Origin of the sequence: Aeromonas sp. XH (assembly GCF_033348475.1) — a bacterium.
GTDB lineage: Bacteria > Pseudomonadota > Gammaproteobacteria > Enterobacterales > Aeromonadaceae > Aeromonas > Aeromonas sanarellii.
In genome coordinates, this window is the sequence record NZ_CP137630.1 from 1,200,043 (window position 1) to 1,214,060 (window position 14,018).

The 14,018-nt window shown below is 64.6% G+C and carries 10 protein-coding genes; all 10 read right to left on the bottom strand.

The window, feature by feature from the left end:
- Window positions 1-41 precede the first annotated feature (41 nt).
- On the bottom strand, window positions 42-1,595 hold the full coding sequence (locus R2B70_RS05720; RefSeq protein WP_318162849.1) for a PAS domain-containing methyl-accepting chemotaxis protein: 1,554 nt from the start codon (window positions 1,593-1,595) through the stop codon (window positions 42-44).
- Window positions 1,596-1,791: 196 nt separating this feature from the next.
- Window positions 1,792-3,651, bottom strand: a complete 1,860-nt coding sequence (locus R2B70_RS05725; protein ID WP_318162850.1) for a beta-N-acetylhexosaminidase — start codon at window positions 3,649-3,651, stop codon at window positions 1,792-1,794.
- Window positions 3,636-4,508: a BadF/BadG/BcrA/BcrD ATPase family protein gene (locus R2B70_RS05730; RefSeq protein WP_318162851.1), complete on the bottom strand. Its 873-nt coding sequence runs from the start codon at window positions 4,506-4,508 to the stop codon at window positions 3,636-3,638. The genes R2B70_RS05725 and R2B70_RS05730 overlap by 16 nt, the downstream gene beginning before the upstream one ends.
- Entirely contained in the window at window positions 4,501-6,228 is a 1,728-nt protein-coding gene (locus R2B70_RS05735; RefSeq protein ID WP_318163320.1) for a glycoside hydrolase family 9 protein, read from the bottom strand. Before R2B70_RS05735 ends, R2B70_RS05730 begins: the two co-directional genes overlap by 8 nt.
- A 107-nt stretch (window positions 6,229-6,335) precedes the next feature.
- On the bottom strand, window positions 6,336-7,334 hold the full coding sequence (locus tag R2B70_RS05740; protein ID WP_318162852.1) for an ABC transporter ATP-binding protein: 999 nt from the start codon (window positions 7,332-7,334) through the stop codon (window positions 6,336-6,338).
- 11 nt (window positions 7,335-7,345) lie between these two features.
- A complete protein-coding gene (locus R2B70_RS05745) occupies window positions 7,346-8,368 on the bottom strand; it encodes an ABC transporter ATP-binding protein (protein WP_318162853.1) in 1,023 nt (340 codons plus the stop codon).
- Window positions 8,365-9,270 (bottom strand): ABC transporter permease, encoded by a 906-nt coding sequence (locus R2B70_RS05750; protein WP_318162854.1) that lies wholly within the window; start codon window positions 9,268-9,270, stop codon window positions 8,365-8,367. The genes R2B70_RS05745 and R2B70_RS05750 overlap by 4 nt, the downstream gene beginning before the upstream one ends.
- A gap of 1 nt (window position 9,271) precedes the next feature.
- Entirely contained in the window at window positions 9,272-10,255 is a 984-nt protein-coding gene (locus R2B70_RS05755; RefSeq protein ID WP_042076993.1) for an ABC transporter permease, read from the bottom strand.
- 117 nt (window positions 10,256-10,372) lie between these two features.
- Window positions 10,373-12,055, bottom strand: coding sequence for an ABC transporter substrate-binding protein (locus R2B70_RS05760; RefSeq protein ID WP_042076992.1), 1,683 nt, complete (start codon window positions 12,053-12,055; stop codon window positions 10,373-10,375).
- 532 nt (window positions 12,056-12,587) lie between these two features.
- Window positions 12,588-13,916: a 30S ribosomal protein S12 methylthiotransferase RimO gene (gene rimO, locus R2B70_RS05765; RefSeq protein ID WP_318162855.1), complete on the bottom strand. Its 1,329-nt coding sequence runs from the start codon at window positions 13,914-13,916 to the stop codon at window positions 12,588-12,590.
- Between the last annotated feature and the right edge of the window lie 102 nt (window positions 13,917-14,018).

The window sequence follows — 14,018 nt, forward strand, 5'->3', positions numbered from 1 at the left end:
AAGCGCCATTGTGGCGCTTCCGTCATATGGCTTGCAATCCGTCAGCCGAAGGTCTGGCTCAGCCCCCTGAGCTCGCTGGCGCGCTTGAGCAGCTCCTGGCTGGAGTCGTCCACCGCCCGGATCTTCTGGCTGTTGGCGCGGGAGTATTCGGAGATCTGGTGGATGTTGCGGCTGATCTCCTCCACCACCACCTGCTGCTGTTCCGCGGCGGCGGCGATCTGGGTGGAGAACTCGGTCACCTGATCGATCTCCTTCAGCACTTGGTGCAGGTTGCCCGAGCCCTGGCGGGTCATCTCGACGCACTCCCGGGTCTGGGCCAGATTGTCCTGCATCATGCCCTGCCAGCGCTCGAGGGTCTGCTGGATCTGGCGGATGCTGCCCTGGATCTGCTCGGTCGCCTTGTGGGTGCGGGTCGACAGGGTGCGCACCTCGTCCGCCACCACGGCGAAGCCGCGGCCCTGCTCCCCGGCCCGGGCCGCCTCGATGGCGGCGTTCAGCGCCAGCAGGTTGGTCTGTTCGGCGATGCCCTGGATCTCCCCCATGACGCTGCCGATCCGCTCCGACTCGCTGGCCAGCTCCACCGCGGAGTGGAAGGCCTGCTCCGCCTGCCTGGCCAGTTGCGTCATCTGCTGCTGGGTCTGATCCAGCTGCATGACGGTGTTCTGGCAGCTGCTGCGCGCCTCCGTCACCTGGCCGTTGGTGTCCTGGATGTTGCGGGCGATTTCGTGGGCCGTGCTGGCCATCTGGGTCATGGCGGCGGCCATCTGCTGGGTCTGGGCATCCTGCTCGTTGATGTCGAGGAAGGCCCGGTGGGAGGAGTCCTGCAGATCGGTCGCCAGGGCCTGCAGAGGATGGGTGGCGTCGTCGACCCGGCCCAGCACGGTGCGGATCCTGGCCTGCAGCATCTTCAGGTGGAAGTCGGCGATGGCGCCCGGGGCGTCACCGGAATAGACCAGCCGGGTCAGGCTGTCGTATTGCTGGCCGAGCTGCCTGAGATAGCGCGGCAGGGCGATGAGCTCGCGCCAGTAGGCGCCGGCGATGGCGATCGGGGGCAACAGCATCAGCAGCACGGTGAGGGCCCCCTGGGTGAGGGCGGCCCAGCCCAGCAGCCCCAGCAGCGGCAAGCCGAGCAGCAGAGGCCTGAAGGGTTGCAGGGAGGGGAGCTTGCGGGCTTCCCCCCGCTCGGCCTTGAGCAGGGCCTGATAGGCCTGGGCGGCGGCCTGCTTGAGCCGGGGCTCGGGCTTGCAGCGCACCGACTGGTAGCCGCTTATCTTGCCGTGCTCGTAGATGGGGGTCACATAGGCGTCGACCCAGTAGTAGCGGCCATCCTTGCAGCGGTTCTTGACCACGCCGCGCCACGGATTGCCCTCCTTGAGGCGGGCCCAGAGATCGGCGAAGGCAGCCTTGGGCATGTCGGGGTGACGCACCAGGTTGTGATTGTGACCGACCAGTTCATCGACCCGGTAGCCGGCGATCCGGCAGAAGGCGGGGTTGGCGTAGGTGATGACGCCGCGCAAGTCCGTGGTGGACACGAGTTGTACGTCGGCAGGAAACTCCACTTCGCTGTCCAGTGTCTGGACGTCTCTGCGGGCCATAGGGATAAGCTCCGATATTCATGCTGATTGTTATTGTGATTGAGCGGATGAAACGCTGACCTTGTGCCTGGCCGGTTCCATCGTGGGCCCTATTCTGCCAATAAAGGCGGGTTAAAAGTAGGGCTTAGGTTGGGTTTTTGTTGTCAATGGGTAAAAAAACGGCGACCAGGAGGTCGCCGAAAAGAGAAAGATAACACTACCTCTGTGGCACCCGGTAACGCACCTGCAACTGGTCGAGGATCTGCAGCTGGCCGGGCAGGCGGGCCGCGAAGTGATCCCACGCCTTGCGGGCGGGGTCGCTCCAGGCCACCTCGGCCGTGGCCAGCAGGCGCGGGAACAACATGTAGTCGAGACGATCGCGAGAGGTGATCAGTTCCGACCACAAGGGGCTCAGCACCCCCAGGATGTTATCGTTGGCATGGAAATCGGCCGGGGCAGGATCGCAGGCATGGACCTGCTCGAGATTGAGGGTGCCCGCCCAGTAGAGCCCCGGTTCGTGGATGTCCTGGTTCCAGGCGAGATCCAGATAGAGGTGCTGGGCCGGCGCCATCACCACGGGATAGCCCGCCGCCGCCGCGTCCAGCCCGGCCTGGAAGCTGGTCCAGGCACAGATGGCGGCCTCCCGGCTCACCTTGTCCCCGTGCAGTATCTCCTCCCAGCCCAGCATCTGCTTGCTCCTGGCGGCCAGATAGTGCTGACAGTGGCGCAGCAGGTGGCCCTGCAGCTCACGGCAATCGGTGTAGCCCTGCTCTGTCATCAACTGTCGGCAGGCGGGGCTGTCGGTCCAGACGCCGGTGGGCACCTCGTCTCCCCCCATGTGCACCTGGGGCCCCGGGAAGAGCGCGCACACCTCGTCCATCACCGTCTCCAGGAACTCATAGGTGCCTGGCAGCGCCGGGTTGAGCACGTTGTCGTCGAAATATTGCACCGAGAGGTAGCACGAGCGGTCGGCCTCTTCCCGCAGCAGTTCGGGCAGCGCCTTGATGGCGGCGTGGCAGTGCCCCGGGATGTCTATCTCCGGGATGATGGTGATGCCGAGCCCGGCGGCATAGGCTACCAGCTCGCGCACCTCGCTCTGGGTGTAGTAGCCGCCATAGGGGTCGGGGCCGCCGCTCAGCTGGGGATCGATCGCCAGCCCATGGCCGCGCCAGGCCGCCACCTCGGTGAGGCGGGGGAAGGCCTTGATCTCCAGGCGCCACCCCTCGTCATCGGTCAGGTGCCAGTGGAAGCGGTTGAACTTGTAGAGGCTCATCTGCCTGAGCAGGCGCTTGAGGGTGGCGATGGAGTGGAAGTGACGGGCGCAGTCGAGAAAGATGCCGCGAAAACCGAAGCGCGGCGCATCCCTGACCTCGAGGCAGGGCAGGCTCTCGCCGTGCTGCAGATACCACTGGGCCAGGGTCACCAGACCGTGGCGCCAGCCCGCCTCGCCGGCGGCCCGGATGCGGATCTCCTCCGTGGTGATGGAGAGTTCATACCCTTCCTGAGGGAGCGGCGCCTCGACGAGGTGGATCTCCGCATCGTGATCCTGGGTCAGGGCCAGGCCCGTCAGCTCGTTGAAATGGGCGAGCAGGGGGGCGAGGGGGACGGGGCCGTCGACGTGGGCGCGCTCAGCCAGCCGGAAGTTGCCCTCGGTATAAATCAGGTGGGCGGGCTCGGGCACTATGCCGTTGGCGGCCTCCACCTCGGGCAGATCGGGGGCGGCGGGCGGCGGGGAGGGCAGGCCGAGCGCTTCCCCCCCCAGCACCACGGGTTGCAGCCGTCCCTCGCCCTCCATCAGGCTCAGGAAGAAGCCCTTGGGCAGATCGGAGAGGCGCTTGACGGGGGTCTTGCGGCAGCAGAAACGCAGTTCGCTCACCCCTTCATGGGGCACCAGCACCTTGTAGCTGCCGCTCTGGCGCTCCAGTGTCCCGCCCTCAACCGAGCTCGCGTCTATGTGCCGGGCCAGGCAGAAGTGCAGTTTCCAGGGCACGCCCGGCAACTGGCTCAGGGTGAAGCGGAACCAGACGTCCTCACCGTCGCGGTGATCGACCTGGGTATGGATCAGGGGTGCAGACATGGGTATTCCTCTGATTGGGCAAACAGGATGGCGCCGTCAAGGGCATCGGCCTTGGGGGTCACCAGGTTGAAACGGGAGAGGCGAGGGGAGAGGCGCATGCCGATGCCGCCCAGCAGGGCGATCCGGTCCGCCCCGAGCTGGGTCATGCCCTCGAGCAGCATGCCGAGCTGGGCACAGGTCTCATCCAGCAGGGCGGTGGCGAGCTCGTCCCCGTCGCTGGCGGCATCGAACACCCAGGGGGCGAAGCGGCCGTAGTCGGCAGGCAGGGCGCGGGCGGCCCAGCGCACCACCTCCGCCTGATCCCGCCTGAAGTGATCCATCAGCCGCACCGCCAGGGGGCTGGGGGGCAGGATGCCGTCGTGGCAGAGCAGGGACTGCTGGATGGCGCGAAGCCCGAGCCAGGCGCCGCTGCCGAGATCCGAGACGGGGAAGCCGCGACCCGAGCAGGTGCGCAGCCGGCCATCCCGGTAGATGAGCCCGGCGGAGCCGGTGCCCGCGATCAGGATGGCCCCCTCCTGGCCGCCGAAGGCGCCGAGGCAGGCACCAAAGGCGTCGGAGGTGAGCTTCACCCTCGCAAACGGGAAAGGCATGGTCAGCAGGGCGTGATAGCAGTCGGCGAGCTCGGCGGAGGCGAGCGCCAGTCCGACTCCCATCCGCTGCTGTGCATCTTCGCCCAAACCGGCCTCGATGCGGGCCTGATCGATGGCGGCCAGCACGTTGCCGTGGGCGAGCGCGATGCCCAGCTCCAGATTGGAGCCGGCGGCGCGCCCCTCGCCGAGCAGCTTGCCTGCGCTGTTGCGGATGCGGGCCCGGGTGTGAGTGCCGCCGCCGTCCACCCCGACCCAGAACTCAATCATGGTGACCTCCCTGCGCGCTCTGCCAGGTGATGGCCAAAGCGAACCAGGCGGCGTGCGGGATCCATTGCTCCCCCCAGCGCCAGTTCTGATCCAGCCGATCCTTGTACTCCTCTGGAATAAAGGCCACGTCATTTTCGTCATCGAAGCCGGCGGTGATGCCGTTGCAGATCCCCCCCTGTGCATTGGGGTAGCCGGCGGTGTATTCCGGGTTGTTGATGCCCTGACCCGCCAGCATGCAGGCGTTGAAGGGGTTTCTCCCCAGGATCCAGTCGAGCTGCTGCTGGCCGAAGGTGCGAAGCAACCGGCTCTGTTGCGGCAGTTGCTCTGCGGCGGCGAAGGCCATGGCGGCCAGCGACGCCAGCCGGGCGTTCTCCCCCTGCCACCAGTAACCGGACTCGTTGTGATGGGGCATAAAGAAGCTGATGCGAGGCTCTTCGCCAACGCCTTTCACATACTGGCGGGCGAGGGCGAAGGGGTTGCCTGCCCGGGCGCAGAGCGCCAGCTCGGCGGCCAACGCCTGCTCGGCGACGGTCCGGGCCGCCCACTGGCGCGCCGGATCCGGCTCAACGCTTAGATATTCCAGCAGCGCCAGCACCGGCAGGCCCGCCTCGGCGGCGTGGTAGTAGGGGCGAGAGCCATCGTCGTTGGCGGCCCAATGGTGGCCGAGCTCGGGGTGAGGGCGCTGGCGGGCGCACAGCCTGCCTGCCCTGTCCCGCGCCTCGGCGAGCCACTCGGCGCCCAGCGTTCTGGTGAGCTCGACCGCCGCCAGCAGGGCGCAGTAGTCGTCGATGATGTTCTCGACCCCGTCGTCCAGGCAGGCGAGGTTGTGTTCGCGCAGGTGCAGGTAGCCGCGTCTGGCCGCCTCGGCGTACTGGTTTGTGTCAAGGTCGCCGCCACTCGGTTCCCGGGCGGCGCGGGCCAGGGCGGCGATGGTCATGCCGCCCCCCTGACGAAAACCCGCCTGCCAGCGGGCGGACTTGATCCCCTGCTGGGTCGCATAGGCGCACAGCTCCCGCTGCTCGGGATCCTTGCTCCACTTGTCGAACAGGGTCATGTAGAAGAAGCCGCTCTCGTCCTGCATCCGGCAGAGAAAATCCGCCCCGTGCAGCCCCTCGTCGTTGAGCCGCTTGCAGAGGTTCACCCCGTCGATGTCGCGGCGCGTCGCCAGCAGTTCCCGGCACTTGAGCAGGGACCAGACCACCAGGGGGGTCTGCTGGGGATTGAGGTAGTTGGCGTAGGAGAGGTGACTCAGGTACTTGCTCATGTCGCCGCTGGCATCGAACCAGCCGCCGTGTACGTCTTTGTGCTGATCGGTGCCAAACAGACGGGCGCGGCGATCGGCTCTATCGAAGGCGCCGCTGGCGCGCTGCCCCTTGAAGTAGTGGATGACGTCGGAGAGGCAGCGGCGCGCGAGCAGCCCCCGGCCGATGGCAAAGGGGGGGGAGCGCACCAGACGCTCCTGCGCTCCCGTGGTCACGACGGCCTCCAGCCGGTAGTGGCCGGGCTCGGTGAAGGCGGAGAAGTCGGCCTGCCAGTAGTGGCGCCCCTGCCAGCCGGGGACGCTTCCTGCCGCCACCAGCGGCGCTTCCAGCAGGAGGTGGTCGTCCTCCCGGCGCAGCAGCCTGACGTGGCCGCGGATATCGAGGTCGGCGCCGCACTGCAGCAGGGCGCTCTTCTCCCCGTCACATTCGTAACCCACCTGGTTGATCAAAAGTTCCATCAAGCTTTTACTCCGAAGGCTCGCCCCGGGCGGGCGAGGCTCAATGCGGGGCCTTGCGGCCCCGACGCGAGGCATGGCCGGGCGACGGTGCCCGGCCGCGGGCCTGCTTACCCCTGTTCGTGCAGGTAGCAGCGCACGAAGTGGTTGTCGGCAAGCTTGGTCACGGGGGGCAGACTCTCCTTGCAGCGGGGCATGGCCTGGTGGCAGCGCCCGGCAAAGGGGCAGCCGCGGGATTCCGGGGTCCAGAGCGGTATCTCCCCCTTGCGGCCTCCCTCCAGCTCGGCGTGGATGCTCTTCTCGGGATCGGGCACCGCCGAGATGAGCAACTGGGTGTAGGGGTGCTGGGGGTGGTGCAGGATCTCGTCCACCTCTCCCCACTCCACCATGTGCCCCACGTACATGACCGCCAGATCTTCCGCCACGTAGCGGGCGGTGGCGATGTCGTGGGTGATGTAGAGCATGGAGACGCCGAGCTCGTTCTTCATCTGCTCCATCAGGTTGAGGATGCCGATGCGAATGGAGACGTCGAGCATGGAGGTGGGCTCGTCCGCCAGCACCACTTCCGCCTCCACCGCCAGGTTGCGGGCGATGTTGACCCGCTGGCGCTGGCCGCCGGAGAGCTGGTGAGGGTACTTGGCCGCGGTCGCCTTGGCGGGAGTGAGCCCCACCTTCTCCAGCAGGCCGTAGACCATGTCGGGCAGATCCCGCTTGTCGCTCACCTTGCTGTGCAGCAGCAGGGGGCGGGCGATGTGGTGGTAGATGGTGTGGGTCGGATTCAACGAACCGAACGGATCCTGCCACACCATCTGTACGCTCTGGCGATAGTCCAGCAGGGCGGTGCCCTTGTTGAACTCCTCGAGGTCGCGGCCGCGGTAGAGGATGCGGCCGTTGGAGAGCTTGTACATCTTGGCGATGATCTTGGCGATGGTGCTCTTGCCGGAGCCGGATTCCCCCACCACCGCCAGGGCGCGGCCCCGGTGCAGGTTGAAGGTGATGTCGGACAGCGCCCGCATCTTGCCGCTCTTGATGGCGTTGGAGTTGACGGCGAAGTCCTTGTAGAGGTGCTGGACCTCGATGATGGGCGCGTCGGTTTGGGCGATTTGCATGACAGACATCCTTAACAGCCAGCGGCCTTGTCCATATGGATCGGAAGATCCGGTTGTTCCTCTGCTGCCTCATGAAGGTGGCAGGCAGCCTGTTGGCCGGGCCGGATCTCGGCCAGCCGGGTGTATTCCTGGCGGCAGCGTTCGTGCACCTTGCTGCAGCGGGCCTGGAAGCGGCAGCCGGCCGGCACCTCCAGCAGGTTGAGCGGGGTGCCTGGGATCCCCTCCAGCACGGTCTTCGGGCCGTGCAGGGGCGGGAAGGAGTTGCCCAGTCCCTTGGTATAGGGGTGCAGGGGCGCGGTCAGGATCGCCTTGGCCGGCGCCACCTCCACCAGTTCACCGGCATACATGATGCCGATGCGATCGCAGAACTCGACCATGAGCGACAGGTCATGGGTGATGAAGAGGATGGAGAAGTTGAACTTCGCCTTGAGCGCATAGACCTTCTGCAAAATCTCCCGCTGCACCACCACGTCCAGCGCCGTGGTCGGCTCGTCCATGATCAAGAGCTCGGGGTTGAGGGCCATGGCGATGGCGATCACCAGCCGCTGGCGCATGCCGCCGGAGAACTGGTGCGGGTAGTCCTTGAGCCGGCTCGGGTGGATGTCGACGATCTCCAGCAGCACTTGGGCACGCTTGATCGCCTCATAGCGGGTCATGCCGGGGTTGTGGGCCAGCAGCACGTCGCAGAACTGCTCTTCCATGCGCAGCACGGGGTTAAGCGCATTCATGGCGGACTGGAACACCACGCTCGCCTGGCGCCAGCGGTAGCTGCGCAGCCGCTCGTCGTCGAAGGCGAGGATGTTCTCCCCCTTGAACAGGATCTCGCCGCCGCTGATGTAGGCGGGCGGCTTGTGCAGCCGGGCCACCGAGAAGGCGACCGTGGACTTGCCACAGCCGGACTCGCCGGCGAGGCCGAACACCTCACCCGGCATGATGTCAAAGCTGACCGAATTGACGGCGCGCACGTCGCCGCTCTCTGTGATGTAGTCGACGCAGAGCTGGCGCACCGACAGCAGGGGTTGTTGCAAGGTCATGCTGTCTTCTCCTGGGCTGCGATGGGAGTGGCGAGCTGCTTCCAGCGACGCAGGCCCTTGTGGGAACGGAGCTGCGGGTTGGCGATTTCGTCGATGGCGAAGTTGAGCATGGCCAGACCCGCCCCCAGGGTGGCGATGGCGAAGCAAGGGGCCAAAATCTCCCACCAGGCGCCCACCAGGATGGCGCTCGAGGTCTGGGCGTTGTAGAGCATGATGCCCCAGCTGACCACGGTCGGGTCGCCGAGCCCCAGGAACTCCAGGGTCGCCTCGGTGACGATGGCGTAGATGATGGAGCCGATGAAGCTCACCCCTATGATGGAGATGAGGTTCGGCAGTATCTCCACCAGGATGATGCGCCAGGCCGGCTCACCCAGCACCTCGGCGGCGATGACGAACTCCTTCTCCCGCAGGGCCAGGGTCTGGGCGCGGATGACGCGGGCACCATAGGCCCAGGAGGTAAAGCCGATGATGAGGGCTATCACCATGGGCGACGCCTCCCCGATAAAGCTCGCGAGCACCAGCAACAGGGGGAGGTTCGGGATCACCAGCACCACGTTCATCAGGAAGGTGAGGCACTCGTCCACCACGCCGCCGAAGTAGCCGGCGGTGATGCCGACCGTGATGGCCAGGGCGCAGACCAGCAGGCCAGCCCCGAAGCCCACCAGCAGGGAGATGCGGGCTCCATGGGTGAACTGGGCCCAGAGATCGTGGCCCATGCGGTTCGATCCCATCACCAGCTCCACGCTGGGGGGCTGGTGGGGGCGGGCGACCCGCTTGGTGGGCTCGTTGCTGGCCAGCAGCGGGGCGAACAGGGCCATCAGCACGAAGGTGACCACGATGGCGAGGCCGAAGGCGGCCTTCTTGTTGCCCAGCAGGATTTTCAAGATAGTCGGCATACGCATCTTATTTGCCTCCTGTACGCAGACGGGGATCCAGGAAGACGTAGAGCACGTCCGCCAGGAAGTTGAAGCTGAGCATGGTGATGGTCATGATGAGCAGTTGCCCCTGGATGAGGGGGTAGTCACGGGCCAGGATGCCCTGATAGAGGGTCAGTCCCAGGCCGGGATAGTTGAAGATCACCTCGGTGATAAGGGATCCGCCGATGACGAAGCCCAGCGCCATGGAGAGGGCGGTGACGCTGGGCAGCACGGCGTTGCGGGCGCCGTAGTTGAAGATCACCCGGTTGCTGGAGAGCCCCTTGGCCTTGGCCATGGTGATGTAGTCTTCGCCCAGCAGGTTGATCATGTTGTTGCGCATGGTGATGAGGAAACCACCCACCTGTACCAGCGCCAGGGTACCCACCGGCATGATGGCGTGCAGCAGGATGCTCTTGATGTGTTCCCAGCCAAAATCGGCGGGGATCTCGGGGCTGTAGGCGTAGCCGATGGGCAGCCAGCCGAGGCTCACTCCGAACAGGAAGAGGGCGAGCAGGGAGACCACCACGGGGGGGATGGCCTGCATCACCAGGGTGAGCGGGGAGAGGATGCTGTCCATGCGTCCGCCCCGGTACCAGGCGGCGAAGATGCCGACGATGGAGCCGATGGAGAAGCTCAGAATGGTGGAGGTGCCCACCAGGAACAGAGTCCAGCCGATGGCGCGGCCGAGGACGTCGGCAACCGGTTGGGGGTAGTAGCGCACCGAGGTGCCAAGATCCCAGGTGAAGACGCTCTTCACATAGGCGAGAAACTGGGTGCCGATGGGGCCGTCCACGAAGCCGAAGGTGGCCTTGAGGGCTTCCAGGGCGGCAGGTTCCATCATGGCGCCGGCCCGGGCAAACATGACGGAGACGGGATCCCCCGGCATGGCTCTGGGTAGCAGGAAGTTGATGGTGGCGGCCACCAGGAAGGCGACCAGATAGAAGGAGAAGCGTCTAAGTATGAATCCCATGGTGATACCTTTTACTGCAAGCCTGCCCCGCGCCGGGCAAAGCTCCCCCAACCCCGGCAGAGGACGGGGGTGAAAGACATGGCGGGGAAGAGGGCCCCCCGCAGGGGGCCGGGGTGATTAGCTGTTCGGCTTGAGTGACAGCACGTGCAGCAGACGCTCCGGAGTGTCCGGGTGAACCTGCGGCTTGGCGACCGGGTTGTCGGCACTGAACCAGCCGTTGAAGCGCTTGGTGCTGTATTCGTACCAGGTCGGGTTGTTGAACACCGGGATGATGGTCTGGTTGGCCCCGACACGCTCCTGGATGGCAAACATGATCTCCTTCTGCTTGGCCGCATCGGCGGTCTGGGTGAAGTCGTCGATCAGCTTGTCGAGCTCGGGATCCTTGTAGCGGGGCGCCGCGAAGCGGTTGCCGCGCTCACCCATGTTGCGGGAGTGGAAGGCGGTCTCGAAGTACTTGTGCGGGTTGGCACCGGCAAAGTAACCCTGCAGGGCGACGTCGAAGTCACCGGTGATCAGGGACTCGGTCCAGACGGTGGCTTCCGGGGTGGCGGTCTTGGCGTTCAGGCCCAGGGCCTGCAGGCCTTCAACCCCGATCTGGACGGTGTTGACCCAGTCGGTCCAGCCGTTCGGGACCAGCACCTTGAACTCGATCTTCTTGCAGCTCGGGGTGTCGAGGAACTTGTCGCCGTCACAGTCCTTGTAGCCCGCTTCCTTCAGCAGGGCCTTGGCCCCTTCCAGGTCGAACTTGTTGTATTTGCCGTATTTCTTCTCGACTTCCGGGTTGTCCCAGGAGGCGAATGCCTTGCCCAGGCCCGACGGGTACTCGTTGACGGTGGGGTAGCCGTAGCCCGCGATGTCCACCATGGACTGGCGGTCCATGGCCATGGAGAAGGCGCGGCGGAAGTTGATGTCGTTGAAGGCTTCGTGGTTGCCGGGGTGCTTGCTCTGGAAGTTGACGTTGAACGCCACAGTGCCGGAGGCGGGGAACCAGTACTTGTTGTTCTTGGGATCGTTGCCGACGTAGAGGCGCTCGATGTCCGGCACGAAGGAGCCGAACCAGTCCACATCACCCTTCATCACGGCGGCCAGCACCTGGTCGTTGGTGGCCATCTGCGGCATGCGCAGGCAGTCGATGGAGAGGTTGGCGTTGTCCCAGTAGTGCGGGTTGCGGCACTGGGTGTAGAGCTGGGCGGAGAAGTTGTCCACCTCGGTGAAGGGGCCGCTGCCGACCGGCTTGTCGTTGGTGAAGGCGACCGGGTCCTTCACCGACTTCCACTGGTGCTCGGGGACTATGGGCACCAGCACGATGTCGTTCACCACGTTGGTGTTGACGGCCGCCAGATCGAACTTGACCTTGTACTGGCCCAGCTTCTCGACACTCTTCACCTGGGTCCAGATGGAGCGTTCGTCCAGGGCCTTGTTGGCCTTGACCAGGTTGAAGGAGAAGAGCACGTCGTCGGCGTCGAAGCCTTCGCCGTCTGACCACTTGACCCCTTCACGGAGATCGAAGGTGACGGACTTCAGGTCATCGCTGAAGGCGTAGTGGGTGGCCAGACGATAGACGGGTTTGCCACCCTGCATATCGTTGAAGATCACCAGCGGCTCATAGATGAAGTGGCGGGTGGTGTGCAGCAGACCGGCCTGCAGGAAGGGGTTGAAGTTCTTGACCCATGCGGTTTCCTGCTGTGCGACCAGGGTCAGCACCGTCTTGTTGTCGGCGGCCATGGTGGTGCCGGCGGCACCGAGCATCAGGGTTCCCAGCATGACTGAGGTAGCGATTTTGGATACTTTGGCAAGCATATTTTTTCCTTTCTTATTGGTCTTCCATGGTTTTGGAATGGAGCACCGGATCCCATGCTTGGATACCGGCCCTCAATGTTGGTCAGGTTTTACACCCTTGTTGTTGTGTCGTCCAACGCCCTTAGAAAAGCAGAATTAACAGGAAGACAACAACTCTTCATTTCGTCGATATCGTAAAAACGCACGGCCTCTCGTCATTATCGTCAAAATGTATTTTTAATCCTTTTAAATTATACAGTTGCATTAATTCTCACAAAATACGAAGTCACCTGTTTTGACAGCGTGACGACGATAGTGTGAACTGGATCGTGCTCGTTTTTTCTCCGCCATGGTGGCTTTTTTTTGACCGGGAAAGAAGCAGGATGCGAGGTGAGGCGAAACTGTGCGCCGGTTCACGGCCAGAGAGGGGCCGAGGCGAAGGGCGCTCTGCCACACTCAGTCCCAAGGGAGGCATGGCCGGAGGTCGGGGAGTCGAGGGCAATAAAAAAGCCAGTCAGCGGTGGCTGACTGGCTTGAGGGATGTTCTGGGAGATTACTCGACCAGGCTGGCCCAGAGGTCGTACTCGTCCGCCTCGTCGATGCGAACCTTGACCATGTCGCCGGGCTTGAGGCCGGTCTCACCGTTCAGGTAGACCAGGCCGTCGATCTCGGGGGCATCGGCGGTGGAGCGGCCGGTGGCACCTTCTTCGTCCACCTCGTCGATCAGCACCAGCATCTCCTTGCCGACCTTGCGGGCGAGCTTGCGGATGGAGACCTGCTGCTGCAGCTCCATGAAGCGCTGGAAGCGCTCCTCCTGCACCTCGGCCGGCACCGGATCCGGCAGCTCGTTGGCCTTGGCGCCCTCGACCGGGCTGTACTTGAAGCAGCCGACCCGATCCAGCTCCGCCTTGTCGATGAAGTCCAACAGCATCTGGAACTCTTCCTCGGTCTCGCCGGGGAAGCCGACGATGAAGGTGGAGCGCAGGGTGATCTCGGGGCAGATCTCGCGCCACTTCTGGATGCGCTCCAGGGTGCGCTCGACGGAGCCGGGGCGCTTCATCAGCTTGAGGATGCGCGGGCTGGCGTGCTGCAGCGGTATGTCCAGGTAGGGGAGGATCTTGCCGTCGCGCATCAGGGGGATGACGTCATCCACGTGCGGGTAGGGGTAGACGTAGTGCAGGCGCACCCACATGCCGAGCTTGGCCAGCTCCTCGCACAGGGCCACCATGCTGGTCTTGACCGGCATGCCGTCGTAGAAACCGGTGCGGTGCTTGACGTCGACGCCGTAGGCGGAGGTGTCCTGGGAGATCACCAGGATCTCCTTCACGCCGGCCTCTTTCAGGCGCTTGGCCTCGGCCAGCACCTCGCCGATGGGGCGGCTCACCAGATCCCCGCGCATGGAGGGGATGATGCAGAAGGTGCAGCGGTGGTTGCAGCCTTCGGAAATCTTGAGATAGGCGTAGTGGCGCGGGGTCAGCTTGACGCCCTGGGCCGGCACCAGGCTGGTGAAGGGGTTGTGGGTGGGCTTTTCCACGTACTTGTGAACGTGGCCCAGCACCTCTTCATAGGCGTGGGGACCGGTGATCTCGAGCACCTTGGGGTGGATCTCGCGGATCTGGTTCTCTTTGGCACCCAGGCAGCCGGTGACGATCACCTTGCCGTTCTCGGCCAGGGCCTCGCCGATGGCTTCCAGGGACTCCTGCACCGCACTGTCGATGAAGCCGCAGGTGTTGACCACCACCAGCTCCGCATCGTCATAGCTGGGCACCACGTCGTACCCTTCGGTACGCAGCTGGGTCAGGATGCGCTCGGAATCGACCAGGTTTTTGGGGCAACCCAAGGAGACGAATCCTACTTTGGGGGCCTGTTTTGTGTTGGACATCGCTCAATCACTCTTAGGTGGCTCTTATTCAAGGGCGCGGATTTTACCGGAATGGCTAACCAAAAACTATACAACTGGCGTCGCTGGTCCGAACATTCTTTC

What these genes read in the sequence shown, in the direction of transcription:
- R2B70_RS05720 (WP_318162849.1), bottom strand. Translation starts at nt 1,595, where the DNA reads ATGGCCCGCAGAGACGTCCAGACACTGGACAGCGAAGTGGAGTTTCCT.
- R2B70_RS05725 (WP_318162850.1), bottom strand. Translation starts at nt 3,651, where the DNA reads ATGTCTGCACCCCTGATCCATACCCAGGTCGATCACCGCGACGGTGAG.
- R2B70_RS05730 (WP_318162851.1), bottom strand. Translation starts at nt 4,508, where the DNA reads ATGATTGAGTTCTGGGTCGGGGTGGACGGCGGCGGCACTCACACCCGG.
- R2B70_RS05735 (WP_318163320.1), bottom strand. Translation starts at nt 6,228, where the DNA reads ATGGAACTTTTGATCAACCAGGTGGGTTACGAATGTGACGGGGAGAAG.
- R2B70_RS05740 (WP_318162852.1), bottom strand. Translation starts at nt 7,334, where the DNA reads ATGCAAATCGCCCAAACCGACGCGCCCATCATCGAGGTCCAGCACCTC.
- R2B70_RS05745 (WP_318162853.1), bottom strand. Translation starts at nt 8,368, where the DNA reads ATGACCTTGCAACAACCCCTGCTGTCGGTGCGCCAGCTCTGCGTCGAC.
- R2B70_RS05750 (WP_318162854.1), bottom strand. Translation starts at nt 9,270, where the DNA reads ATGCGTATGCCGACTATCTTGAAAATCCTGCTGGGCAACAAGAAGGCC.
- R2B70_RS05755 (WP_042076993.1), bottom strand. Translation starts at nt 10,255, where the DNA reads ATGGGATTCATACTTAGACGCTTCTCCTTCTATCTGGTCGCCTTCCTG.
- R2B70_RS05760 (WP_042076992.1), bottom strand. Translation starts at nt 12,055, where the DNA reads ATGCTTGCCAAAGTATCCAAAATCGCTACCTCAGTCATGCTGGGAACC.
- rimO (WP_318162855.1), bottom strand. Translation starts at nt 13,916, where the DNA reads ATGTCCAACACAAAACAGGCCCCCAAAGTAGGATTCGTCTCCTTGGGT.